Annotated in this window: 17 protein-coding genes, 2 pseudogenes and 1 other annotated feature; of the genes and pseudogenes, 14 read left to right on the plus strand and 5 right to left on the minus strand. The window is 40.2% G+C overall.

Annotation, left to right across the window (positions count from 1 at the left end; genetic code table 11):
* Position 1: 1 nt before the first annotated feature.
* Positions 2 to 1,723 (minus strand): ABC transporter ATP-binding protein, encoded by a 1,722-nt coding sequence (locus tag FTX43_RS10015; RefSeq protein WP_002309027.1) that lies wholly within the window; start codon positions 1,721 to 1,723, stop codon positions 2 to 4.
* A 98-nt stretch (positions 1,724 to 1,821) separates the two neighbouring features.
* Between FTX43_RS10015 and FTX43_RS10020 the strand changes: the two genes are divergently transcribed.
* From FTX43_RS10020 to FTX43_RS10030, 3 genes are all read left to right on the plus strand, one after another.
* On the plus strand, positions 1,822 to 2,583 hold the full coding sequence (locus tag FTX43_RS10020) for a MerR family transcriptional regulator (RefSeq protein WP_002309028.1): 762 nt from the start codon (positions 1,822 to 1,824) through the stop codon (positions 2,581 to 2,583).
* A gap of 124 nt (positions 2,584 to 2,707) precedes the next feature.
* Positions 2,708 to 2,939, plus strand: a binding site (T-box leader).
* A 91-nt stretch (positions 2,940 to 3,030) separates the two neighbouring features.
* Positions 3,031 to 4,167 (plus strand): 5-methyltetrahydropteroyltriglutamate--homocysteine S-methyltransferase, encoded by a 1,137-nt coding sequence (locus tag FTX43_RS10025; protein ID WP_002292037.1) that lies wholly within the window; start codon positions 3,031 to 3,033, stop codon positions 4,165 to 4,167.
* Between the two features lie 77 nt (positions 4,168 to 4,244).
* On the plus strand, positions 4,245 to 5,255 hold the full coding sequence (locus FTX43_RS10030) for an alpha/beta hydrolase (RefSeq protein ID WP_002345957.1): 1,011 nt from the start codon (positions 4,245 to 4,247) through the stop codon (positions 5,253 to 5,255).
* 66 nt (positions 5,256 to 5,321) lie between these two features.
* Here FTX43_RS10030 and FTX43_RS10035 read toward each other — a convergent pair whose 3' ends face one another.
* Complete coding sequence (locus tag FTX43_RS10035; RefSeq protein WP_002306521.1) at positions 5,322 to 6,356, minus strand: LacI family DNA-binding transcriptional regulator; 1,035 nt, start codon at positions 6,354 to 6,356, stop codon at positions 5,322 to 5,324.
* Between the two features lie 113 nt (positions 6,357 to 6,469).
* Here FTX43_RS10035 and FTX43_RS10040 point away from each other — a divergent pair, with 113 nt between their 5' ends.
* From FTX43_RS10040 to pheA, 10 genes are all read left to right on the plus strand, one after another.
* Positions 6,470 to 8,695: an alpha-galactosidase gene (locus tag FTX43_RS10040; protein WP_147607138.1), complete on the plus strand. Its 2,226-nt coding sequence runs from the start codon at positions 6,470 to 6,472 to the stop codon at positions 8,693 to 8,695.
* A gap of 17 nt (positions 8,696 to 8,712) precedes the next feature.
* Positions 8,713 to 10,596, plus strand: a complete 1,884-nt coding sequence (locus FTX43_RS10045) for a glycoside hydrolase family 2 TIM barrel-domain containing protein (protein ID WP_147607039.1) — start codon at positions 8,713 to 8,715, stop codon at positions 10,594 to 10,596.
* Positions 10,577 to 11,551, plus strand: a complete 975-nt coding sequence (locus tag FTX43_RS10050; RefSeq protein ID WP_002306525.1) for a beta-galactosidase small subunit — start codon at positions 10,577 to 10,579, stop codon at positions 11,549 to 11,551. Before FTX43_RS10045 ends, FTX43_RS10050 begins: the two co-directional genes overlap by 20 nt.
* Positions 11,552 to 12,225: 674 nt before the next feature.
* Complete coding sequence (aroF, locus tag FTX43_RS10055; RefSeq protein ID WP_002313693.1) at positions 12,226 to 13,248, plus strand: 3-deoxy-7-phosphoheptulonate synthase; 1,023 nt, start codon at positions 12,226 to 12,228, stop codon at positions 13,246 to 13,248.
* Between the two features lie 32 nt (positions 13,249 to 13,280).
* Positions 13,281 to 14,345, plus strand: coding sequence for a 3-dehydroquinate synthase (aroB, locus tag FTX43_RS10060; RefSeq protein ID WP_002316320.1), 1,065 nt, complete (start codon positions 13,281 to 13,283; stop codon positions 14,343 to 14,345).
* Between the two features lies 1 nt (position 14,346).
* Positions 14,347 to 15,513, plus strand: a complete 1,167-nt coding sequence (gene aroC, locus FTX43_RS10065) for a chorismate synthase (RefSeq protein WP_002292025.1) — start codon at positions 14,347 to 14,349, stop codon at positions 15,511 to 15,513.
* Positions 15,514 to 15,529: 16 nt separating this feature from the next.
* Positions 15,530 to 16,621 carry a prephenate dehydrogenase gene (locus FTX43_RS10070; RefSeq protein WP_002292024.1) on the plus strand — a complete coding sequence of 364 codons (1,092 nt, stop codon included), beginning with the start codon at positions 15,530 to 15,532 and terminating at the stop codon, positions 16,619 to 16,621.
* Between the two features lie 12 nt (positions 16,622 to 16,633).
* The gene (aroA, locus tag FTX43_RS10075; protein WP_002309041.1) at positions 16,634 to 17,929 is read left to right on the plus strand and encodes a 3-phosphoshikimate 1-carboxyvinyltransferase; all 1,296 of its coding nucleotides are present in this window, start codon (positions 16,634 to 16,636) and stop codon (positions 17,927 to 17,929) included.
* A complete protein-coding gene (locus FTX43_RS10080) occupies positions 17,922 to 18,431 on the plus strand; it encodes a shikimate kinase (protein WP_002292022.1) in 510 nt (169 codons plus the stop codon). Before aroA ends, FTX43_RS10080 begins: the two co-directional genes overlap by 8 nt.
* Positions 18,428 to 19,252 (plus strand): prephenate dehydratase, encoded by an 825-nt coding sequence (gene pheA, locus FTX43_RS10085; RefSeq protein WP_002292021.1) that lies wholly within the window; start codon positions 18,428 to 18,430, stop codon positions 19,250 to 19,252. The genes FTX43_RS10080 and pheA overlap by 4 nt, the downstream gene beginning before the upstream one ends.
* Before the next feature lie 76 nt (positions 19,253 to 19,328).
* Here pheA and FTX43_RS10090 read toward each other — a convergent pair.
* The 3 genes and pseudogenes from FTX43_RS10090 to FTX43_RS15250 all read right to left on the minus strand — a co-directional run.
* A pseudogene (locus FTX43_RS10090) lies at positions 19,329 to 21,048 on the minus strand (histidine kinase).
* On the minus strand, positions 21,045 to 21,974 hold the full coding sequence (locus FTX43_RS15245) for an AraC family transcriptional regulator (RefSeq protein ID WP_025476918.1): 930 nt from the start codon (positions 21,972 to 21,974) through the stop codon (positions 21,045 to 21,047). The pseudogene FTX43_RS10090 and the gene FTX43_RS15245 overlap by 4 nt, the downstream one beginning before the upstream one ends.
* Positions 21,975 to 22,292: 318 nt before the next feature.
* A pseudogene (locus FTX43_RS15250) lies at positions 22,293 to 22,553 on the minus strand (response regulator); the annotation flags it as partial.
* A 273-nt stretch (positions 22,554 to 22,826) separates the two neighbouring features.
* Here FTX43_RS15250 and FTX43_RS10100 point away from each other — a divergent pair.
* Positions 22,827 to 24,113: an ABC transporter substrate-binding protein gene (locus FTX43_RS10100; protein ID WP_002313699.1), complete on the plus strand. Its 1,287-nt coding sequence runs from the start codon at positions 22,827 to 22,829 to the stop codon at positions 24,111 to 24,113.
* The last annotated feature ends 1 nt before the right edge of the window (position 24,114 follow it).

Genomic DNA, 24,114 nt, shown 5'->3' on the forward strand with positions numbered 1-24,114 from the left:
TCTATATTCCTTGTGATTTGGCAAACTCTTGATATGTTTGACAATTAGACAATAGTTCTTCATGAGTACCTTGTCCTACGATTTTTCCTTCATCTAAAACAATGATGTTATCTGCTTGTTGGATCGTACTGAGCCGTTGAGCAACAATCACGAGAGTTTTCTCCGACATGTGTTTATGGAGTGCTGCCCTTAATGCTGCGTCTGTCTTATAATCTAAAGCGGAAAAACTATCATCGAATACATAGATTTCTGCTGGTTTGATCAATGCTCGAGCAATGCATATCCGCTGTTTCTGTCCGCCAGAGTAATTAGAACCACCTTGAGCAACAAAGCTATCTAATCCATCAGGAAGAGTGTCCACTAGTTCTTCTAATTGGGCGACCTTGATCGCTTTAGCCAATTCTTCTGGTGAAGCATGTTCATTTCCCATCTGCAAGTTGCTTAAGATCGTACCGCTGAATAAGAAGGCTTTTTGAGGGACATAACTGATGTGGGAGCGGATCTGTTCCTGCGTCATTTGAGTAAGAGGAATACCACCAAGGGTCACTTTTCCTACCGTAGGATCACTTAGTCTCAAGAGAAGTTTTGCTAAACTACTTTTTCCAGATCCGGTCCCACCAACGATCGCCGTTGTTTTTCCTTTAGGTATTGTAAAATCAATATCTTCTAGAACTGGATCAGAAGTTTCAGTATATTTGAATGTGACATGTTTAAAAGCAGCTGCATTTGTCTGATCAAAGGATGGTTTAGCAACTGTTTGGATCGTCTCTTCTTTAATTTCGATCTCTGCTTCGAGTATTTCTTCTATCCGTCGTAAAGAGGCGAATGATTTAGGGATAATGACCAGTACCATGGCTGCAATCATCAAATAAGCAAGTGTCAGCATAGAGTATTCCACTACCGCGGTCACGACCCCGATCTGTAACGTCCCGTCTGCCACAAGATTTCCGCCAAACCACAAAATAGAAGCATAAACGATTCCCATGAGTAAAAAAGCAATTGGAGTGACCCAAGCAAAGATTCGGTTCACTTTGATCATTTGACTAGCATAATCTGCAAAGGTCTGATTCGTTCGCTTTTCTTCATATGATTGATTATCAAAGGCACGGATCATATTGATCCCCGTAAAGAATTCTCTCAATGTGATGGTGATCCGATCCATTTTTGGTTGGATACTCAAAGATAAAGGCGTTCCTCGTTTCATCAGTCGGTAAACGATCCATACGTAAAAAACAACAGAGAATAATGTAACCCATGTAAGCAATAGAGAATAACGAAACATCATGAGGATGGTGAAAAAGCAAATAACTGGTGCTGGTAAAATCATTTGGCAAAATAAAACAATCATTTGCTGGACATTATCGACATCATTCGTCATTCTTGTCAAAAGAGATCCAGAACTGAAACGGCTGATATCCTTCATTGACAGTTGTTGGAATTTACGGAAATATTTCTCCCGTGTCTGGAAACCAAACCGAGCGGATGCCAATGCTGAAAAGTAACTAGAGGCAACTGCAGCAATCGTTCCTAGAAATGCTACAAGTAGCATTTCAACGCCGATTTTCTTGATAACAGAGGCTTCGCCACTTGCTATACCTGTGTCGATCAGTTTGGCTACTAATTTTGGTACACCTAATGTACCGGCGATTTGTAAACAGATCATCACAAAGGTAAGGAGAGCGAGTCCTTTGTTTTGCTGTAAGAATTTTTTTAAGATAGTCATATTATTCCTCCTTTTTCCTGATACTTTTCGATTCTATACCTTCAAGTAGCTTGAAGGTCAATAGAAAAAAGAATAAACTGGAAAAGAGGTGAGAAAAAATGAAAAAAATGTACACGATCGGCCAAGTATCGGAACTGTTTGATTTGCCAAAATCAACGATTCGCTATTGGGATGAACAGGGACTGATCCGGTCAAGCAGACAGGAAGAGAATGATTACCGCTTGTTTGATATCGATGATATTTTTATGCTTTATGATATCGTTTTTTATAGAAAATTAGATATACCGATCAAGCAGATGAAGAATTTATATGGTAAAACGTTGACGGAGTTATATGAGACACTTGATGAAACAGAAAAAAGAATCCATAAAGAACTATTGATAATGAAACAAAAACAGAAAGAGATAAGGGCGCGAAAAAAACAGTTGAAATTGATGATCGATACAAACGAGGAAGAATTTCCTATAGAAGAGATCCCTTTTGACTGTATGATCTCAACGGAATTTGAAGATATTGTGGAAATAAAACAATTTCTACCAAACTATTCGAGTTTTGGAATGATGAGTATGCCAGCTTCCAGTTCGCAAACGATGTACGGCTTTTTTATCGACCCCAGTGACATACATTTATTTTCCCAAGATGTGATTTGGAAGAAAAAAGATACGACTATTTATCGCCGGTTTTTATTGAAATCTGAGATGAACCATGCGGAACGTAATAATATCTTAGAAGTCAGAGAAACAATGCATGAAAAAGGGTGGGAAACAGGAGAAGTGATCGGACAATATCTATTGACCAATACGGACGAAAACAATATCAGAATTGAATATTATCATGCATGGATGGAAATGAAAAAATAGGAAAGAAATATTTAGGATAAGTGGATTGAATGGATGAAAATGAAATGAGAGAGAAATCGCTCGATTTTTTTTATTGAAAAAAGATTGACAAAATGAAACGAAAGTGGGATATTAATTAGCAAATAATGAAGCGTTGAAGAGAAGAGTAGCTGATCGGAAATAAGTACAGAGACCTTGGTAGGTGAGAGCAAGGATTGTTTGGTCAGTGAAGATGAGCTCTGAGTTTTTTGGATTGTTCACGCAATCTAAACGGTAAAGCGACCGATAACTCGCCGGGTATACAATCTGTACCGATGAGGCATTATTTGTGAGAATAATGCAAATAAGGGTGGTAACACGAAGTATTCGTCCCTTTTGTCGTTCAACGGCAAAAGAGGCGGGTACTTTTTTCTTTTTTGAAAAGCTTCTTACGCTTTGTTAAAACATGATTATTGGAGGAGATTTTTTATGACAATTCGAACAACATCACCATTTCGCTATGACATCGTTGGGAGCTTTTTACGTCCTGAAAAATTGAAAGAGGCAAGGACTCGTTTTACTGATGGGGAAATCACACAAGAAGAACTTCGAAAAGTAGAAGATGAAACAATCATCGAATTGATAAAAAAACAAGAAGGAGCTGGTTTGAAAGCTGTTACTGATGGAGAGTTCCGTCGCAGCTGGTGGCACTTGGACTTCTTTTATGGGTTGAATGGCGTGGAATTTTATGTGCCTGAACATGGCTATTTCTTTCATGGAGAAGAGACACGTCCTGGTACAGTGATTGTGACGGGGAAAATTTCTGGTACGAACCACCCTTTCGTCGAACATTTTAAATTCACTCAGGCACATACAAGTCAAGGCATCGAAGTGAAACAGACAATTCCTGCTCCAGCTCAAATTTTAGTGGAACTACTTCGTCCGGATATATTACCCCATGTTCGAAAAGTCTATGAAGACAATCAAACATTGATCAAAGATATCATCGCAGCTTATCGTCAAGTGATCGACGACTTATATGAAGCAGGTGCGCGGACGATCCAGCTAGATGATTGTACATGGGGAGTATTAGTTGCACCACTTCCTAAAGGGTTTGCGATGGATGAGGGAAAAGATGAAAAAGAAGTTCGTCGGGAACTAGCAAATCTTTATTTAACGATCAACAATGCAGTCTTAGCTGACCAGCCGGATGATTTAACACTCAATACACATGTCTGTCGCGGGAATTATCATTCTACTTGGGCAGCATCGGGGGGCTATGACGACGTAGCAGATCCATTATTTACTCAAGAAAATGTCCGTGCCTATTATTTAGAATACGATAGTGAACGTGCTGGGAGTTTTGCACCTTTAGCGAAAGTTTCCGAAGATAAATTAGTTGTATTAGGCTTGATCACAACGAAAAGTGGTGAACTGGAAGAGCGCCAGCAAGTGATTGACCGGATCTACGAAGCGACACGATATCTGCCTTTGGATCGTTTGTGCTTAAGTCCTCAATGCGGATTTGCTTCAACAGAAGAAGGAAATATTTTGTCTGAAGAAGAACAATGGGAAAAGATTGCTTTTGTCAAAAGCATTGCAGAAGAAGTTTGGGGGAACAATTAAATCATGCAGGAGAGCTTGCTAGGAAAGAACACTATGGTATAATCAGAATGCTTAATATTAATTTCTGAGGGAGACTTATGAAAAAGAAAATTCTTAAATTTATCGGGTGGTTCTTCGGAATCATTCTTGGGATCGCGTTTGCAATCTTTCTTGCCTTCCAGCTTTCCCCCAGACCCGGAGCATTCTTGATCAACCATATGTTTTCAAATACTGTTCAAATCACCGATCAGAAAACGTTCAATCAAGCAGAAAAAAACGTGGCGAAAAAAACAGATTTGACGTACGAGTCCAACTATAAAGAGAATACGTATGATATCTACTATCCAAAAAACAGCAAGGGACCTGTTCCTGTTCTGTTTTGGGTACATGGTGGAGGGTTCGTCGGCGGAGATAAATCAGGTGTCAAGGAATTTGCGACAAAATTAGTATCAGATGCCAACATCGCAGTGGTTGCGATGAATTATGAATTAGCGCCTGATTCAGAATACCCTAATCAAGTTCTTCAAGTGAATGAGCTGGTCAAAGATTTATTAGCTGAAGGCGACGACAAACTGCTAGACATGGAACAACTATTTTTTGGCGGCGATAGTGCAGGTGCACAAATCGCTTTGCAATATGCAGCTCTACAAACAAATGAAGCGTATGCCAAACAGATGAAAATCAAACAGGTACTTCCAAAAGATAGTTTGAAAGGAACCATTTCTTATTGTGGACCCGTTGATTTAAAGCTAACAGCACAGCAACATTCGGATGATCGATTTATGAAGTTCTTCGTCAAAACCGTTGCATGGTCGTTGATTGGAACAAAAGATTGGAAAACGAGCGAGCAACTGAAAGAAGCTAGTGTAGCTGACCATGTTTCTAAGGAATTTCCGCCAACGTATATAACTGACGGAAATGCTTACTCCTTCCAAGAGCAAGGTCAAGCATTAGAAAATCGGTTGACAGAATTAAAGGTACCCGTGCAATCCTTGTTTTATACAGATACAAAAAAAGAGATTACCCATGAATACCAATTTGATTACACGCTAAAAGAATCGCAAAATTGTTACCAGCAGACATTGGATTTTGTGAATAAGTATAAGTAAGAGGTTGTGAAAAAGCCGTTTAGTTTTGAGTATGAAGAAACGAAGCGGCTTTTTACAACCTCTCTTTTAATACCTTTTTGTTCTTGGGATAAAACTTTCCCGAACAATCAATCGTGCAGGATAAGTCAAAATGATTGGTTCGTCCCGTATTCCGTCAATTCGCTCCAATGCCATTCGAACAGCTGCTTGCCCAATTGATTTCGCATTGATTTGGACACTGGTCAAGCCAGGGGAGAGGTTTGCGATTGTCTCGATATTATCAAAGCTTGCTACAACAATCTCTTCTCCAATTTGGATATTTTTTTGTTTCAATGCCCGATAGACACCGATTGCCATTGGATCGCTCCCGACAAGAATGGCAGTAGGAAGAGGGGATTCATTTTCTAATAGATCAGTCGCAAGTCCCTCACCTTGTTTTTCTGTCCAGCCACCTAGACGATAAGACATATATTTTTCTAAGTGATGATCGATCATAAAATGCTGATAGGCACGCATTCTCTTTTCGTTTATAGAAATCTGCTTCCCACCCAGTTCATCCATATCGACTTTATACCCCCCGATATAGGCTATTCTTTTATGGCCATTTTCTAAGAACAATTCCAGTACGGTTTTAGTCATCCGTTCAAGATCTGCATAAACCATATCGACCTCTTGCTGGATGTCAGGGTTATCCACGACGACTATTTGCATGTTTTGTTTTAATAAGGCGGTAATCGATTCTTTCGTAACGGTCCCAACAACGATCACCGCACCTAACTGATCTAGATCTTCCCATTGTTTAGGATTATCAGATAGATTATAGATTCGATTCATCCCTAAATGCAGACGTCGAGCTTCTTCTTCCATCCCTACTCGCAAATGTTTGTAATAGATATCCTGTTCTTCGCTCGCTTTGCCGATCGTAGAGATCACACCAATCGAAGGCATTCTCTTTTTGATATATTTTCGAGTACTGATATCATAATCCAACGCAGCTGCTGCCTCTACTATTCGTTGCCGAGTAGCCTGAGCCACATGGATCGTCTGATCGTTATTCAACACGCGGGAAACTGTAGCAGGAGAGACATTTGCCTTTCGTGCGACATCTCTAATTCCAACCATTTTTACACACTCCTCAAAAAAACAAAAAATTTCTATTGACAAAATTGTTTAGTAAACAGTATACAGGAATTATAAAAAAAGTAAACGGTTTCCGTTTTGGTGGGAGTGAAATGATGGATATTACACATAAAAAAACAGAAAAAAATTTCATCTTATTTGATGAAAAGAGCCGAGTATTCCATTTACGAAATACATTTCTTTCTTATCTGATAAAGATAGAAGAGAGCAATGTATTGGCGCATATTTATTTTGGCAAACCAGTCAAGCAGTACAAAGACAATAAAAATTATCCCCGAAGAGATCGTGGATTTTCAGGAAATATTCCCTTAAATCCTGACCGGTCTCTGTCGAAAGATACACTACCACAAGAATACTCTTCTCATGGCAGCATGGACTTTCGAACGCCCGCATCGATCATTCAGCGCAAGAATGGGTCAGACTTACTGGATCTGAGATATGATAGTCATTATATTACAGATGGGAAGCCAGACATCGAAGGCTTGCCTCAAACTTATGTGCTAGACAAGTCAGAGGCACAAACGTTGGTGATTTCACTTAAGGATAGAGAAACAGCGATTTATTTCGATTTGTTCTATACCATATTTAGTGATAGAGCAGTGATCACACGATCTGTAAAGATAAGAAATGAAACTAGAGAAACAATCAAACTAGAAAAAGCAGCTAGTTTCCAGTTAGATTTTGCCCATACTAGGCGATTTGATGAAGTCATTGCTTTGCCAGGAGCACATGTCAATGAAAGACAGATCTCACGGCAATCTCTTTTATCTGGAACAAAAGTATTTGAAAGCCGTCGAGGAACGAGCAGTCACCATATGAATAACTTTATTGCTTTAGTTCATCATCATACGACAGAAAATACTGGAGAAGCGATTGGACTTCAATTTGTTTATTCCGGCAACCATTCTTTCGAACTTGAAAAAGATCAGATCAATCAATTGAGAGTCGTCGGTGGGATCAACAGCCATTGTTTTTCGTGGGAATTGAATGCAAATCAGTCTTTTCAAACACCTGAAATGATCCTTTCTTACTCAAGTCAGGGATTGAACAAAATGAGTCAGATCCACCATGAGTTGCTACGTGAAAGAATCGCAAGAGGTCGTCATCAATTTGCTGAACGGCCGATTCTTGTCAATAACTGGGAAGCCACTTACTTTGACTTCAATAGTGAAAAAATCAAGGCGATCATTGATGAAGCAAAGGAGCTAGGCATCGAAATGTTCGTATTAGATGATGGCTGGTTTGGAAAAAGAGATGCGGACAATTCTTCATTAGGAGACTGGTTCGAGTATAAAGGCAAGTTGACAAATGGATTACGTGAAATAGCAGATTATGCTCATAGCAAAGGATTGAAATTTGGTTTATGGTTTGAACCAGAAATGATCTCCATTGATTCTGAACTGTATCGAACACATCCTGATTTTCTTATGCAGGTGCCAGGTAGAATGCCTTCTGCTTCCAGATCACAACATGTACTGGATTTTACAAGGTTAGATGTTCGGCAGACGATTGAGAAACAAATGAGAAAGATTTTAGACACGATTCCTCTTGACTACATCAAATGGGATATGAATCGTTCGCTTTCAGATATCTATTCGATTACCCTTGACCCACTTAGACAAGGAGAAGTAGCGCATCGTTATATGCTTAGGCTTTATGAACTACTCGAACATTTGACAGCTGATTATCCGGAAATCTTATGGGAAGGCTGTTCTGGTGGAGGTGGGCGGTTTGATGCTGGTTTTATTTATTATATGCCGCAGTCATGGACAAGTGATAACACGGATGCAGTGGAGCGTATGAAAATCCAATATGGAACAAGTTTTGCTTATCCGATTTCGTCCATCACGGCTCATGTATCAGCTGTACCAAATCATCAGACTGGCAGATCTACTTCGTTGAAAACAAGAGGAGAAACAGCTATGAGCGCTGTTTTTGGTTATGAACTGGATTTGACAAAGCTGTCTCCTGAAGAAAAAAAGCAAGTCAAAGAACAAATTATATCCTATCAAACGATTCGTCCCGTGATCCAGTACGGCCATTATTATCGTTTGGCGAGTCCTTTTGAAGAAAATATTGTCGCATGGATGTTTGTGTCTCCTAAACAAGATGAAGCTATTGTGTTTTTAGGGAGGATACTAGCTTCAGCTCAACCAGCGTTCCATGAAGTATATCTGTTGGGGTTAGATGATGAGGCACTTTATCAGGAACAGACCTCGAAGCGGCTATTTTCGGGGGCCGAATTGATGACAGTCGGACTTTACTTCCCTGATTTTCAAGGTGATTTCCAAACAGAGCTGCTTCATTTCAAAAAGTTATGAGAGAGAAGGAAAAAAGTATGAAAGCAAATATAAAATGGTTAGATGATCCACAAGTTTTTAGAGTGAACCAATCAAATGCGCATAGTGATCATGTTTGCTATGCAACAAGGGAAGAAGTAGAAACCACATCATCCCTTAAACAGTCTTTAAATGGAACATGGCGTTTTTGTTATTCGCCAAATCCTTCGGTACGTCCAAAAACATTTTATAAAAAAGATTTTGATGCCTGTTCTTTTGATGAAATCACTGTTCCTAGTCATATTGAATTAGCAAATTATGACAAGATCCATTACATCAATACGATGTATCCGTGGGAGGGACATGTATTTCGCCGTCCCCCTTTCACGACAAGCCCTGAGAAAGAGGCGGAAGGGATATTTTCAGCTGCTAAAGACAATCCGGTGGGGTCCTATTTGACGACTTTTCGATTAGAAGAAGGTCTAAAGGGAAAACAAATCTCGATACATTTTGCTGGTGTAGAACAAGCAATGTTCCTTTGGTTGAATGGTCATTTTATCGGCTATGCCGAAGATTCGTTCACTCCGTCTGAATTTGATTTAACACCTTATTTGGAAGAAGAAAATATTCTAGCTGTGGAGGTTTACAAAAGAAGTACAGCTGCATTCTTGGAAGATCAGGACTTTTTCCGATTTTTTGGGATCTTCAGAGAGGTCTTCTTAGTTGCTCGAGGACAAAACCATTTAGAAGATCTTTGGATCAAACCTCGCTTAGATGACAAATGTCAAAATGGTAAACTTGAAGTAGATTTGTCTTTTGAGCAAGTAGCCAAAAACAGTCAGCTGAATGTAGCGATACTAGATCCTGAGGGGAAGGAAATCTATCAACAGCAATATCCGTTAAAAGAACAAATGACGATTCGGATCGATGGATTTGAAAACGTGGCATTGTGGGGGCATTTTCAGCCCAATTTATATAAGCTTGAATTGGAGACGATAGACGAAGAAAAAAGAGTAACGGAGTATATTAACTATTCCTTCGGTTTTCGTAAAATCGAAATCAAAGATAAAATCATATACTTCAATGGAAAACGGATGATCATCAACGGGGTAAATCGACATGAGTGGCATCCAAGAAAAGGACGCGCCATCACTATAGAAGATATGGAAAAAGATTTGGCTATCATAAAAAATGCAAAGATCAACGGCGTACGGACATCTCATTACCCCAACCAGATCACTTGGTATTATTTATGCGACCAAGCAGGTATCCACGTGATGGCGGAAACGAACCTCGAATCCCATGGCTCATGGCAAAAAATGGGTGCATTTGAGCCTTCTTACAATGTGCCAGGTGCAGTACCTCAGTGGCAATCTGCTGTTCTTGATCGGGCAAAAACGAATTTCGAAACATTAAAGAACCATCCAAGCATTCTTTTTTGGTCTCTTGGAAATGAATCCTATGCGGAAGAAAACATTCGACAAATGAACGATTACTTCAAAAAAGTAGACCCGGATCGACTTGCTCATTATGAAGGGAATTTTCCAAATCCAGCATTCGAAGATTCGATTTCAGATGTAAAAAGCTGCATGTATGCGCCACCAGAAGAGATTGTTGACTACCTTGAAAATAAAGCGGAAAAACCGTTCATCTTATGTGAATACATGCATGACATGGGGAATTCGTTAGGTGGAATGGATTCTTACATGACGTTGCTTGATCGTTATGAAATGTACCAAGGAGGCTATATATGGGATTTTAAAGATCAGGCGATCCAAGTGACTGATCCAATCACTGGTAGAGAAGTGATGCGCTATGGCGGTGACTTTGACGATAAACCAAGTGACTATGAATTCTCAGGGAATGGAATCGTTTTTGCAGATGGACAAGAAAAACCCGCCATGCAGGAGGTAAGATATTATTATGAAAAATACAGTAAATAAAAGTCATATGGAGACAGAAAAAGTTGCAATCGTCTTCGGCGACTGTACATTAGGTGTCAAATCGGGGAATACGCATTATATTTTTTCTTATACAAGAGGCGGACTAGAATCGCTCAATAAAAACGGAAAAGAATGGCTATACCGGGAAACACTTCCAGTTTTTTGGCGGGCAACGACCGATAATGACAGAGGTAGCGGATTTGGATTTAAATCTGGTATGTGGTTAGGAGCCGGATTGTATCCAAAAGTCAAAGAAATAGAAGTACTGGTGGACAATAAAAAGATCGATTTGCCGATTGCCCCAGTAAATAATCAATATTCAAGTAATGAATACGCTGGAACAGTTGAAATCATTTTTACACTGGAAATCAACACAGTACCAAAAACACAAGTGACAATTTCCTACCAAATCGCTGGAGAGGGTAAAATGCTTGTTAAAATGCATTATGTTGGACAAAAAGGGTTGCCGGAATTACCAGCATTGGGTATAAGGTTCATTATGCCAACAAAAGCAAAATTCTTTGAGTATGAGGGTTTATCAGGGGAAACATATCCGGATCGGCTGGCTGGTGGTATCGAAGGTATTTATAAAGTGGAAGGACTCCCTATCCCTCCATATCTTGTTCCCCAAGAATGCGGTATGCATATGGAAACGAAATGGCTAGAACTGACAAGAAATCAAACATTGGATAATACGGACAAAGATCAAGAAGACTTTTCGTTACGATTTGAACAGCAGGATACGCCATTTGCTTTTTCCGCTTTACCATTCAAAGCAGAAGAACTGGAACAGGCGACACATATAGAAGAACTACCGCCAGAAAGACGAACGGTTCTTACGATTTTTGCAAAAGTAAGAGGAGTCGGGGGTATCAATAGCTGGGGAGCGGATGTTGAGTCACCTTATCGCATCAGCGGCGAAGAGGACCATGAAATCAGCTTTATTATCCAGTAGCGATCTTTAGATTATTATTTGAAAAACAGAGTTTACAAGACAAAGCTGCTTTATTCTATACGTCATGAACAAGATACGTCATGAACAAGCGAGCAAAAAAGTTCTCAGAATCTTTTGTTCATGACTATTTTCTTCAATGAAACCAATTGTTATTTTTCTGAAAAATAAAGTTAACTATCAGAAAATTAAAAAAAGTTTCACAAAAATGATTGACAGTCGATTTTTTTATGTCTATACTAGGTACAATTCTTACATCAGTTTGGAGCGATTTTTTATGAAATCTAGAAAACTTACAAAACTGAATACGTATTACTTTAGCTATTTTAGATAGGTTTGTATTCATGACTTCGTGGGTACAAACAAACCAAGTTTGTATCTATGATGGCTAAAGATTTTTAAACACGACTTACAGCCACGTAGAGAAATTCATCTATAGTGGCTATTTTATATTTTTGCAGCGCTTTTTAAGGCTCGTTGAAGATGTTCACTGTAGAGGCAATTTCCTACAGGGACATCTTTTTTTGTTGATTATCCGGTTCATAAGTAGGAAAGAAGGAGCGAAAATGAGAACAATAGGACACGGTCGTTTAGTAGGAATTTATGTAAAACCACCTTGAAAAAGTAGAGAAAATCAGCCAAGATAGATAAGTAAACAAAAGAAAGCGGGAAAAACAATGATAGTAATTATGAAAAAAGAAGCAACGGAAGAACAAGTAAAAAAAGTCGTCGATCATATCGAAAAAGAAGGATTCAAAGTCTCAATCGATCAAGGAACAGAACGAGTAGTGATTGGACTAAAAGGTGATACGCGAAGTTTACAAGAAGGAGCATTTACACGCTACGAAGGAGTAGAAAATGCTGTGCGTATTTTGAACACATACAAATTGACTTCTCGAGAATTCCATCCTGGCAATACAGTCGTGGATGTAGACGGAGTAAAAATCGGTGACGGCAGTTTTGTGACGATGGCTGGTCCTTGTTCTATCGAAGGATTAGACCAAATCAGAGAATGTGCGCGGATGGCTAAAGCCGGGGGCGCAAAAATTCTGCGAGGTGGTGCCTTCAAACCACGTACTTCTCCATATGCTTTCCAAGGTTTAGAAGAAGAAGGATTGAAATACATCCGTCAAGCGGCTGATGAATTTGGAATGAAAGTGATTACTGAAGTGATGGATGAAGGACATATCGACATGGTGGCTGAGTACAGCGATATCCTACAGATTGGCGCACGTAATATGCAAAATTTCAAACTGCTATCTGCTGTCGGCAAAACAGGTAAACCTGTTGGATTGAAACGTGGGATTTCTGGTACGATCAATGAATGGCTTAATGCTGCAGAATACATTGCAGTCGAAGACAAATCTCCTGTCATTTTTATCGAACGTGGGATTCGGACTTACGAGACAGCTACACGTAATACGTTTGATTTAAGTGCTGTCCCATTGATGAAAAAATTAACTCATTTCCCTGTGATCGTTGATCCAAGTCATGGTACAGGTATTTGGGATCTTGTACCACCAATGGCCCGTGCGGGTGTGGCAAGCGGAGCAGATGGCATGATCGTAGAGATTCATCCTGATCCTGCAAATGCTTGGTCAGACGGTCCCCAATCGTTGAATGAAAAGACTTACTCACGCATGATGAAAGAAGTGACGATCATGAAAGAAGCAATGGAAAAGATCCAAACACTCGATTAATGTCAGCTTTTTAAAAGAAAGAAGTGAAACGAATGCTTACTGTACATGTTGATAACCAGAAATACGATATTCATATTGAAGAAGGTGCACTAGAACAGGCTGGATCATGGCTTCAAACGATTTGGAAGCCTCAAAAAGTAGCTGTAATCACTGATACCAACGTTGCTCCACTGTATGCGGAAAAAATCATGTTCCAATTGAGACAAGCTGATTTTGAACCAGTCCTTTCAATCGTACCGGCGGGTGAGACCAGTAAATCTTTGGAACAAGCAGCTGAGTTATACGATTTTTTGGCAGATAATGATTTTACCCGCAGCGATGGAATACTTGCACTTGGTGGAGGAATGGTGGGTGATCTAGCCGCATTCGTGGCCTCAACGTTCATGCGTGGGATCCATTTCGTTCAACTTCCGACTACGCTACTTGCACAAGTAGATTCTAGTATCGGTGGGAAGACAGCAGTCAATACAAACAAAGCGAAGAACCTTGTCGGAACATTTAGCCAGCCAGCTGGCGTATTGATTGATCCTGAGGTTCTAAAGACTTTGCCGGTACGTCGTTTACGAGAAGGGATCGCTGAAATCATCAAATCAGCAGCTATAGCAGATGCAATGCTTTGGCAACAGCTGAATGAGCTGAAAGACGAAAAAGATCTTTTAGAGCATGCTGTTCCAATCATTACTGCTACGTTGAAAATCAAGCGAAAAGTAGTGGAAGAAGATGTCTTTGACCAAGGAAATCGACTTATTTTAAATTTTGGTCACACAATTGGCCATGCAATTGAAAATACAGCAGGATATGGGGTAGTCAGTCATGGAGAAGGAGTAGCTATTGGAATGGTAGCCATCACTTCTCATGCAGAAAAAATCGGCTTGTCTCCAACTGGATCGACAGCTGCATTAGAAAGGATACTCCAAAAATTCCACCTGCCGATTACTTACGATCTAAGTCATTCAGAGGAATTATTCCACGCGATAACCCATGATAAGAAAGCAAGAGGAAGCCAATTGAATATCATCTTGCTAGAAAAGATTGGGCAAGCAAAAATCGTACCTGTTCCTACAGAGACATTCAAAGATTACTTAGGAGGACTGTAAGATGCGTTATATGACTGCGGGAGAATCCCATGGACCAGAATTAACAGCGATTATTGAAGGACTACCAGCAGGGTTACCTCTATCAGAAGAAGAAATCAATTACGAACTCGCTCGCAGACAAACTGGTTACGGCAGAGGAGGAAGGATGAAGATCGAAAAAGACCGTGTTCGGATCACGTCTGGCATCCGTCACGGCAAAACAATTGGTTCACCTGTCACTTTAGTGGTAGAAAATAAAGATTGGAAAAATTGGACAACTGTCATGTCTGTAGCAGAAGTACCTGAAAAAGACCGATCACTGCGGCGAGTTGCACGTCCGCGTCCAGGACACGCGGATTTGGTAGGCGGTATGAAATACCATCATCGAGATCTTCGGAATGTGCTTGAACGGTCCTCTGCAAGAGAGACGACCATGCGTGTAGCAATCGGCGCAATTGCCAAGAAAATTCTGGAAGAACTTGACATCATCGTAGCCGGACACGTGATTTGTCTTGGTGGAATCCAAGCAGAAATACCTGGAAATATCTCCATTCAAGAAATCAAAGAAATTTCTGAAGCATCTGAAGTACGGGTTGTTGATTCAGCAGTCGAGCAAAGAATAAAAGAACTGATCGATCAGACAAAGAAAAATGGAGACACGATCGGAGGAATTGTAGAAGTGCTCGTTGGAGGCGTTCCAGCTGGATTAGGAAGCTATGTACAATGGGACACGAAGCTAGATGCCAAAATCGCGCAAGCTGTGGTTAGTATCAATGCCTTTAAAGGAGTAGAATTTGGGGTCGGATTCACTGCTGGATCATTACCAGGATCAGAAGTGATGGATGAGATCTTATGGGAAGAAGAACGAGGCTACTTCCGACGTAGCAATAATCTAGGCGGCTTCGAAGGCGGAATGACCAATGGCGAACCACTTATTATCCGCGGGGTCATGAAACCCATCCCTACATTGTACAAGCCACTTCAAAGTGTTGATATCGATACAAAAGAACCTTACAAAGCAAGTGTAGAACGTTCGGATAGTACAGCAGTTCCTGCAGCTAGTGTCGTTGCGGAAAATGTTGTAGCCACTGTGGTAGCGACAGAGCTATTGTCAAAATTCCCAAGTGATTCGCTTGTTGAGTTGAAAGCTGCAGTGAAGGAGTACCGTGACTACTTGAAACATTACTAAAAAGGGGGCAAATAAGATGGCACAACATGTTTTTATCGTGGGGCTTGGACTGATTGGTGCTTCTATGGCACTTTGTATTCGTCAGACCAATCCAGAACTGATAGTAGTTGGTTGGGATAGTCAGTCAAAAACCCGTGAGCAAGCAGTAGAACAGCAGATCGTTGATTACGTTGCAAATGATTTTGAAACAGGTGCAGAACAAGCAGACGTTATCTTATTAGCCGTTCCCGTCCGTACAACCTTAGCTTATCTTGATGTCCTTGAAAGAATCAACTTGTCTGATCACGTCATCATTACGGATGTCAGCAGTACGAAGCAGCAAGTCGTGACATCCGCTGAGCAGAAAAATCTTCGGTTTGTCGGTGGACATCCAATGGCTGGTTCTCACAAATCAGGTATACAGGCAGCAGATGCTAAACTATTTGAAAATGCCTATTACATCTTTACACCTTTGGAAAAGACGAAAAAAGATGTTGAAAAACTGCAAGAACTATTTTGCGGAACCAAAGCAAAATATGTGACTCTTACAGCAGGAGAACATGACCGTATAACAGGAATGCTAAGTCATTTTCCACATATTCTGGCAGCTGGTTTAGTCAATCAGGCAGAACAATTCAATCAAGAATATCCGCGAGCCAAACAACTAGCAGCAGGAGGCTTTCGAGATATCACTAGGATCGCTTCCTCGGATCCTGTCATGTGGACAGATATTTTGTTGAGCAATAAGCAGATATTATTGGAACGATTGGCAGATTGGCAGCAAGAAATGACACAAATAGCAGAATGGATCATGACTGAGAACCAATCGGAAATCTTTTCTTTTTTCAATCGGGCAAAAGAAAGTCGAGACCAGTTGCCTATCCATAAGCAAGGCGCGATCCCTGCCTTTTTTGATTTATTTATCGATGTGCCAGATGAGCCTGGCGTTATTGCAGAAGTAACTGGACTGATCGGAAAAGCGGGAGTTTCTTTGATTAATTTGAAGATCCAAGAGACGCGAGAAGATATTTTAGGGATACTGCAAATCAGTTTCAAAAATCAACAGGATTTGTTACAAGCAAAAAGAACCATTATGTCTAATACCAGTTATCATTGCTGGATCAAATAGGAGGCTGGATAAATGCGATTATTACAACAAATACATGGATTAAGAGGGACTGTTAGGATACCAGCAGATAAATCGATTTCTCATCGCAGCATCATGTTTGGAGCAATTGCTGAGGGAACGACGACTATACAAAATTTTTTGCGCGCAGAAGATTGTCTGAGTACTTTACATGCCTTCCAACAATTAGGCGTCGAAATCGAAGAAGAGGAAGAGGTGATCAAGATTCATGGTCGCGGTAGCCACTCCTTTGTCCCACCAACTGAACCCATCGACATGGGAAACTCCGGTACGACGAGTCGTTTATTGATGGGTATTTTGGCTGGTCAGCCTTTTACAACGACTCTGTTCGGTGACGCTTCATTGTCTAAACGTCCAATGGGGCGAGTAATGGAGCCTTTACGCGAGATGGGTGCTGACTTGCAAGGAAATGAAAATGACCAGTGTTTACCAATCACTGTGACAGGAACCCACTCTTTATCACCTATCCGATACAATATGCCTGTAGCTAGTGCACAGGTCAAATCTGCTTTGCTGTTTGCGGCACTACAAGCAGAAGGTACATCCGTAATCGTTGAGAAAGAACGTTCCCGTAACCATACGGAAGAAATGATTCGTCAATTTGGTGGAAGGATCACAGTGGAAGATAAAACAATCATGGTGACAGGACCGCAAAAATTAACCGGTCAGCAGATCACTGTTCCAGGTGATATTTCATCAGCTGCTTTCTTTCTAGCAGCAGGACTTCTTGTTCCGGAAAGCCAGCTGTTGTTAAAAAATGTCGGGGTCAATCCAACAAGGACAGGTATCTTAGATGTGTTGGAGGAGATGGGCGCAGCGATTACCCAGACGAATCACAATAAACAGAACCAATCGGCTGATTTAAGTGTCAAGACGAGTCATTTGAAGAAAGCGACGATTGATGGAGAAATCATTCCGCGTCTGATTGATGAACTGCCAATTCTAGCTTTAGTGGCTACTCAAGCAGAAGGAATCACGATCATTAAAGACGCAGAAGAATTAAAAGTAAAAGAAACCAACAGAATTGATGCGGTGGCAGAAGAATTGCAAAAAATGGGAGCAAAGATAAAAGCAACAGCAGATGGTTTGATCATCCATGGACCAACACCTCTGCATGGCGCAAAAGTTTCTAGCAGAGGCGATCATCGAATCGGGATGATGCTGCAAGTAGCTGCTTTGATAGCTGATGGACCTTGCGAACTAGAAGGAGCCGAAGCCGTTTCAATCTCTTATCCGGCATTTTTCGATGATTTAGCAGAACTTGTGTCAGGAGGAGAAGCTCATGGCTAGCATTTTGCTGATTGGTTTCATGGGCGCTGGAAAAACAACGATCGGTAAAGGGTTAGCTCAACGTTTACAAAAAGAGTATGTAGATTTAGATACAAAGATTGAGGAACATATCCAATTGTCGATTGCCGAATATTTTCACTATTACGGTGAAAACAGCTTTCGAAAAGTGGAGTCAAAGGTTTTAAGAAAGCTGTCAAATGAAGATAAAATTATCGCGACTGGTGGAGGAATCGTCCAATGTGCTGCCAATCGGCAATTTTTACAAACACAGCCAATTGTTCTTTACTTAGAGGCAGAAGCAGATTGTCTAATCGATCGTATCCAACAAGATAAAACGTCTATTCGACCGTTAGCTCTTGGAAAAACAAGAGAAGAAATAAAAGCCTTATTGGCACAACGACTTTCCTGGTATGAAGAGAGCGCGACACTTCGAATCAACACGACCAATGAAACACCAGAAAAGATCATCGATACCATTATAGAGAGGATCAAAAGCATATGAATGTCAGCTATCTAGGGCCAGAAAGTTCGTTCACTTATCAGGCGGCTTGCCAGCTATTTCCTACAGAACAATTGACTGCGTATGCTTCGATTCCTGCTTGTTTGCGCGCTTTGTTTCGCAAACAGGTGGATCTGGCTGTCGTTCCTGTAGAGAATTCATTGGAAGGATCTGTTCATCACACAATCGATCTTCTTTCCAAACATCCAGAAGTCGAAGTTAAAAGTGAAATCGTTCTTCCTATCAAGCAGCAGCTTTTAGGCAATGCAGCAACAAAGATTACAAAAATCCTTTCTCATCCCCAAGCACTAGCACAATCACAACAGTTTTTAGAAACGCATTATCCTAATGTTCCTTTAGTAGCAACAGAATCAACAACTGCTGCAGCAATGTATGTAGCAGAACATCCGAAAGAAGACGCAGCAGCGATTGCTTCATTAGAAACAGCACAGCATGTTGGATTGGAGATCTTAGCTGTGAATATCCAAGATAATGAGTTGAACCAGACACGTTTTTGGATCGTCGGTGACCGAAAGATGACCAGCCAGCAGCCAGTTCCAGTAAAGATGAGTGTCATCTTGACACTGCCTGCTAATCGGCCAGGGATGCTTCATAAAATGCTGGCAGCTTTTGGCTGGCGGGAGATCAACTTAAGTAAGATTGAATCCCGACCATTGAAAACTAGCTTGGGAGAATATTTTTTCGTAATCGATTTGTTATTGGACCGCCCAATGGCATTAGTAGAGAATGCGCTCCAAGAAATCAAGATGCTCGGAGGAAAAAGTCAAATATTGGGCTGTTATCCAGTATTGACAGTAGAATAGACGCGTAGATGAAAGTCAAGAATACTGATTGATTTAACTTAAAATAAATCAATCAGCGCTTGGCTATTCTTTATTTTTAATATTCTGATTGATTTTTAGGAAGAAGCGGGAGACAAATCGTTACAGTCGTTCCTGTCCCAATCACTGATTGGATCGTTATGCCATATGCATCTCCATACATTAGGCGTATCCGCTCATCTACATGACTGATGCCGATTCCTGAGAAATGATCATTTTTTTGTTTGGTATTTTCAGTATCGAAGCCATCGCCGTTATCAATCACTTCGAATAAAAGAAGCTGATTTTTTGTTTTGCCGTACACCGTGATGAATCCTTGCGTTTTATTGTGAAAAGCATGAAGATAGGCGTTTTCGATAATTGGTTGAAGGATCATATTCGGCATAGATAATGTCTGCAGTTCATCAGGAATCATTATTTTAGCCGAGATTCTTTCGCCATATCGCATACTCAAAAGATCAATGTAACTTTGTACGCTTTTGATTTCTTCCTTGACTGGAATCACTTCTTCTTTTTTTCCAATCGTACTTCTTAGTAAAGTAATGAAACTGTCGATTCCCTGAACTGCTTCATCTGTTTTTTTCTGCCAAATCAAAAATTTCAAGCTAGTCAGCGTATTATAAATGAAATGGGGCTGTATCTGTGCTTGCATAGTTTGGATTTCAAGCGAACGTTTCTTCTTTTCGTCTTAGATGGTCTGTTCATAATGATGCTGCGCATTACTTAGCAATTGATTGATCGTATTCCCTAGCAATTGGACTTCATGGCTTCCTTGTACAGGAACAGTAGCTTTTAAGCCATCTTCCTCTAGCCAGTTTAGCGAATCAATCAAGCGGTAGATCGATTTTGTGTGTCGATCCAAATACATAAATGCCAATGAGCCAGCAAAAGCAAGTGTCACGATATTATACAAAATAATGGGGAAAATCACGCCCATTTGGTTAGACAAAGAATGAAGATCGACTTGACTGAGTAATGTACAATCCTGGCGGTACAGGGGAAGACGGGTCAACTGCTGTCCATTTGAAATCGTTGTTTCGCCTACTGTTAGTTTTTTGAAAATCATTGATCGGCTCCCAATTCTATTTTCTTCATTTGATGCGATGATCGTCTGTTCTTCGTTCATGAAGGAGATCTTCGATATCTCAGGATTCACTACAGATTGAAAAAGATTCGCTAGTTGCTGAGATGAGATCGATAAAACAGCATATCCGTAAATGTGATTCAATGTGTTTTTCAGTTTTTTGACAAAGAAGACGCTGGGTGCTTTCTTATCGCGAAGAGTCAATCCGTATTGTACAAAAAGCATTTGTGTATCAGCAGCACGTTCATTCACTCTCTGGGCAATCGCAGATTGAAAAAAAGAATCGGCAGATACGGCAGTGAGCATGTCGTTTCCGACAAAAGTTCTTCCGTTTTCTCCAAAGATCAACACATCGTAATCGATCATTGGATGGATTTTTGAAAGAGAGTCATTCATTTTTTGGATCGTTCTTAGCTGCTGAAGCTGTTCCATATGTTGGACTGGACCATTGGAAAAATAGCTTTCGACAGCTGGGTTGGAATCAAAAGCGGCTAATGTATTCTCGATTGCATCATTCAAGCCTTCAAATTCTTTTTAGTACCACATCATTCGATTGATTGAACAGCTGGATATAGGCATCCCTTGATCGATGATAAATAAACAAAGAGATGACGATGGCCTGCAGAAAAAGACCGATGAACAAAATGAACAGAAGTTTGGTAAAGAGTTCATGCTCTTTGATTTTTTTTCTCATTTTACAAAAGTTCCTTTACGGTATTGAGAAGGTGTCATTCCTGTCTCTTCTTTAAAAACTCTGGAGAAATAACCCAGTTCGGTATAGCCGACTTTCTCACAGATTTCCGTCAAAGTAAGCCGTGTTTCCGTTAAAAAGAGCTTGGCTTTACTAATACGGACTTTTTTTAGATATTTTGAAAAGTTGATGCCAAATTTTTCAGTAAAGATAGCTGAAAGATAGCTATATGAAAAATGATATTTTTCGGATAGAAGTTGTAAATTGATTTCTTTCTCATAATTTTCCTGGACGAACTCGTAGATCAAAGTCAAGATATCGAAATTGTCTTTTATTGCATTTGCAGAAAAGTGGGTGAGTTTCTCAAGTGTTTCTTTGACAAGAATAGAAAAATCTTCCAAGTACTCAGCATCGGCTAATAAAGAAGGAAGGGCGATCTTGAGCAAAGAAAGTTCTTCATTCCCAACATATTCGTCAGCCAAAGCGTTGAGTAATGCATAGAAACGATTGATTGCCTCATGTTTCAAATAAGCTGGATCAATAGGCTGTTCCAATATTGTCGTGAAGAAACCCTCAAGTTCTTTGACAGCTAAAGCGTAGTCTTTATGAACGATTTTTGTTAAATAGCTACTTGCTTGCTGCTCGTGGTTGGTTGATAACGGAAGAAGTTCATGCTGATAAGCAAGGTTCTTTCCCTTATGATAGAAACGTTGTCCTTTGGTACAATTTCTGATTTCTTGGAATATTTCATTGATATCTTGGATTGCAAAAGAGTCAGAAACAACAAAAAAATCACCTGGAAAAATTTCTTGACGAAACTTTTGAACAAACTTCCTAAGTGTATCTTTGGAATCAGTATTGATCACATAGCCGGATTCTTCCGAAAAGGTAGAAAAGGGATAAATAGTAAATGAATCGTCGCTATCCATCAACGAATGGATGATCGACTGTTTTTGTTTAGAGCCTTGTTTTGAACTGAATGGCCGATTTTCGGTATATACCAGAAAAAACAAGGTGTGTTCAAAAAGAAGAGGGTCAAGCAATGGACGAGTTTGTCCAGCAATCTGCTGTGAAAGATTCTCGCAGATCTGCTCATAACGATCGGTGATTGGGCTTTTGTTGGGCTTTTTTTTGATTTTTTGTGAAACGGCAATTAAGGAATTTAGAAAAAAATCAGGACTCAATCGAGGCTTTAAAAGATAATCAGCGACGCCATATTTGAAAGAATCTTTAACCATATCAAATTCATCATAGCTAGAGAGGATAAGAATCTGTGTTTCAGGTTGTTGCTGTTTTAATAGCCGCGATAATTCGATCCCATTTAGTTCAGGCATCATTACATCTGTGACCACGATATCGATTGCATGTGCCAAAGAAAAGTCAAGCGCTTTCAACGGGCTGGAAAAAGTTCCTATTAATTGAAACCCGTGCTCAGACCAATTGATCAACTGTTTCATTCCGTCTAAAATCGTCTGTTCATCATCGATAAGAATTACGCGTATTGGCATTTTTTTACCCGCCTTAAGAATAGTCTTGTAATTTAAAAATACTTATTTCTAGGAGAAAATGCAAGGATATTTTTATTTTAAAGAAACCTCCACCCTTTCGATCTTTGGTCTAGATGCTAAGATTATTCCTTTTGTCATAGTTGATTTGTATTTTTTTATTATTTTAGGAGAAATTTTTGAAGTATCTGAATAATAAAGAAACCGTTTTCAAATTTTGGTATGATGAATGTAGCAAACGTAAACAACTAATGGATGGAAAAGGAGCGGATAAAAATGGACATCAGAAAGTTAATTGCTGGAGTCGTTTGTTTAGCGGCAGCATCAGGTTTCTTAACAGGATGCGGAAGTGCTAGTAGCACAGCAGACAACGAAGAAAAAGTCACTGTTTGGGCGTGGGATGAGACATTCAATATCAAAGCAGTGAATGAAGCAAAAAAAATTTATGAGAACGAAGAAACAGAGATAGAAGTTGTTACGATGTCTCAGGATGATATCGTTCAGAAACTGAACACCGCTTTAGCAAGCGGGAATACAGAAGGATTGCCCAATATCGTCTTGATTGAAGATTATAGGATACAAGGCTATTTGACTTCTTATCCAGATGCATTCGCTGATTTGTCTGCTATTGTAAAGGAAGATCATTTTGCACCGTATAAATTTGCGGTAAACAAAGTAGGAGAAAAAATATACGGTGTTCCTTTCGATTCGGGCGTAACAGCAAACTTCTATCGTACGGATCTGATGGCTGAAGCAGGATATACAGAAGAGGACATGGAGAATCTGAGGTGGGACGAGTATATTCAAGTGGCGCGAGATGTCAAAGAAAAGACGGGAAAGAAAATCGCTGAAGTCAATCCTTCTGATCTTGGTCGAGTAAGAATGATGATGCAACAAGCGGGAGAATGGTATACGTCCAAAGATGGGGAGACGGTCACGATCCAAGACAATGCATCTTTAAAGTATGGTCTTGAATTATTTGCCACTCTTTTGAAAGAAGACCTAGTCGAACAAACCTCTGACTGGAATGCTGGAGTAACTGCGATACAATCAGGAGCAGTAGCTTCTAGCCCAACTGGCGCTTGGTATTCTTCAACGATTCAAGGAGCAGAAGACCAATCTGGAAAATGGAAGATTGCGCCAATACCTGCACTGCCAGAAAGTTTACAAAAAGCGCAAGCTTCTAACCTTGGCGGCGCTGGCTGGTATGTGCTCAAAGGAGTAGCTGGAGAAGAATCAGCGAAAGATTTCCTCGAAGCAACGTTTGCATCGAATGAAGAACTGATGGGCACTCTTGCGAAAGAAATCGGACTGGTGTCTACGATGCTTAGTGCAAATGAACAAGAAGCTTATCAAGAAGCTTCAGAATTTTACAGTGGCCAAAAGGTCTTTGATGATTTTTCCAAATGGACATCAGAAATTCCAGAAGTGAATTACGGACATGAGACCTATGCAATTGAAGCAGTCGTAGCCGAAGCTCTTCATCGAATCATCAATGGAGAAGAGACAGACAAGGTACTAGCAGATACACAAAAACAAGTAGAAGCACAGTTGGCTAATTGAT

This window comes from Enterococcus sp. DA9 (assembly GCF_008000875.1).
Taxonomy (GTDB): Bacteria; Bacillota; Bacilli; order Lactobacillales; family Enterococcaceae; genus Enterococcus_B; species Enterococcus_B lactis.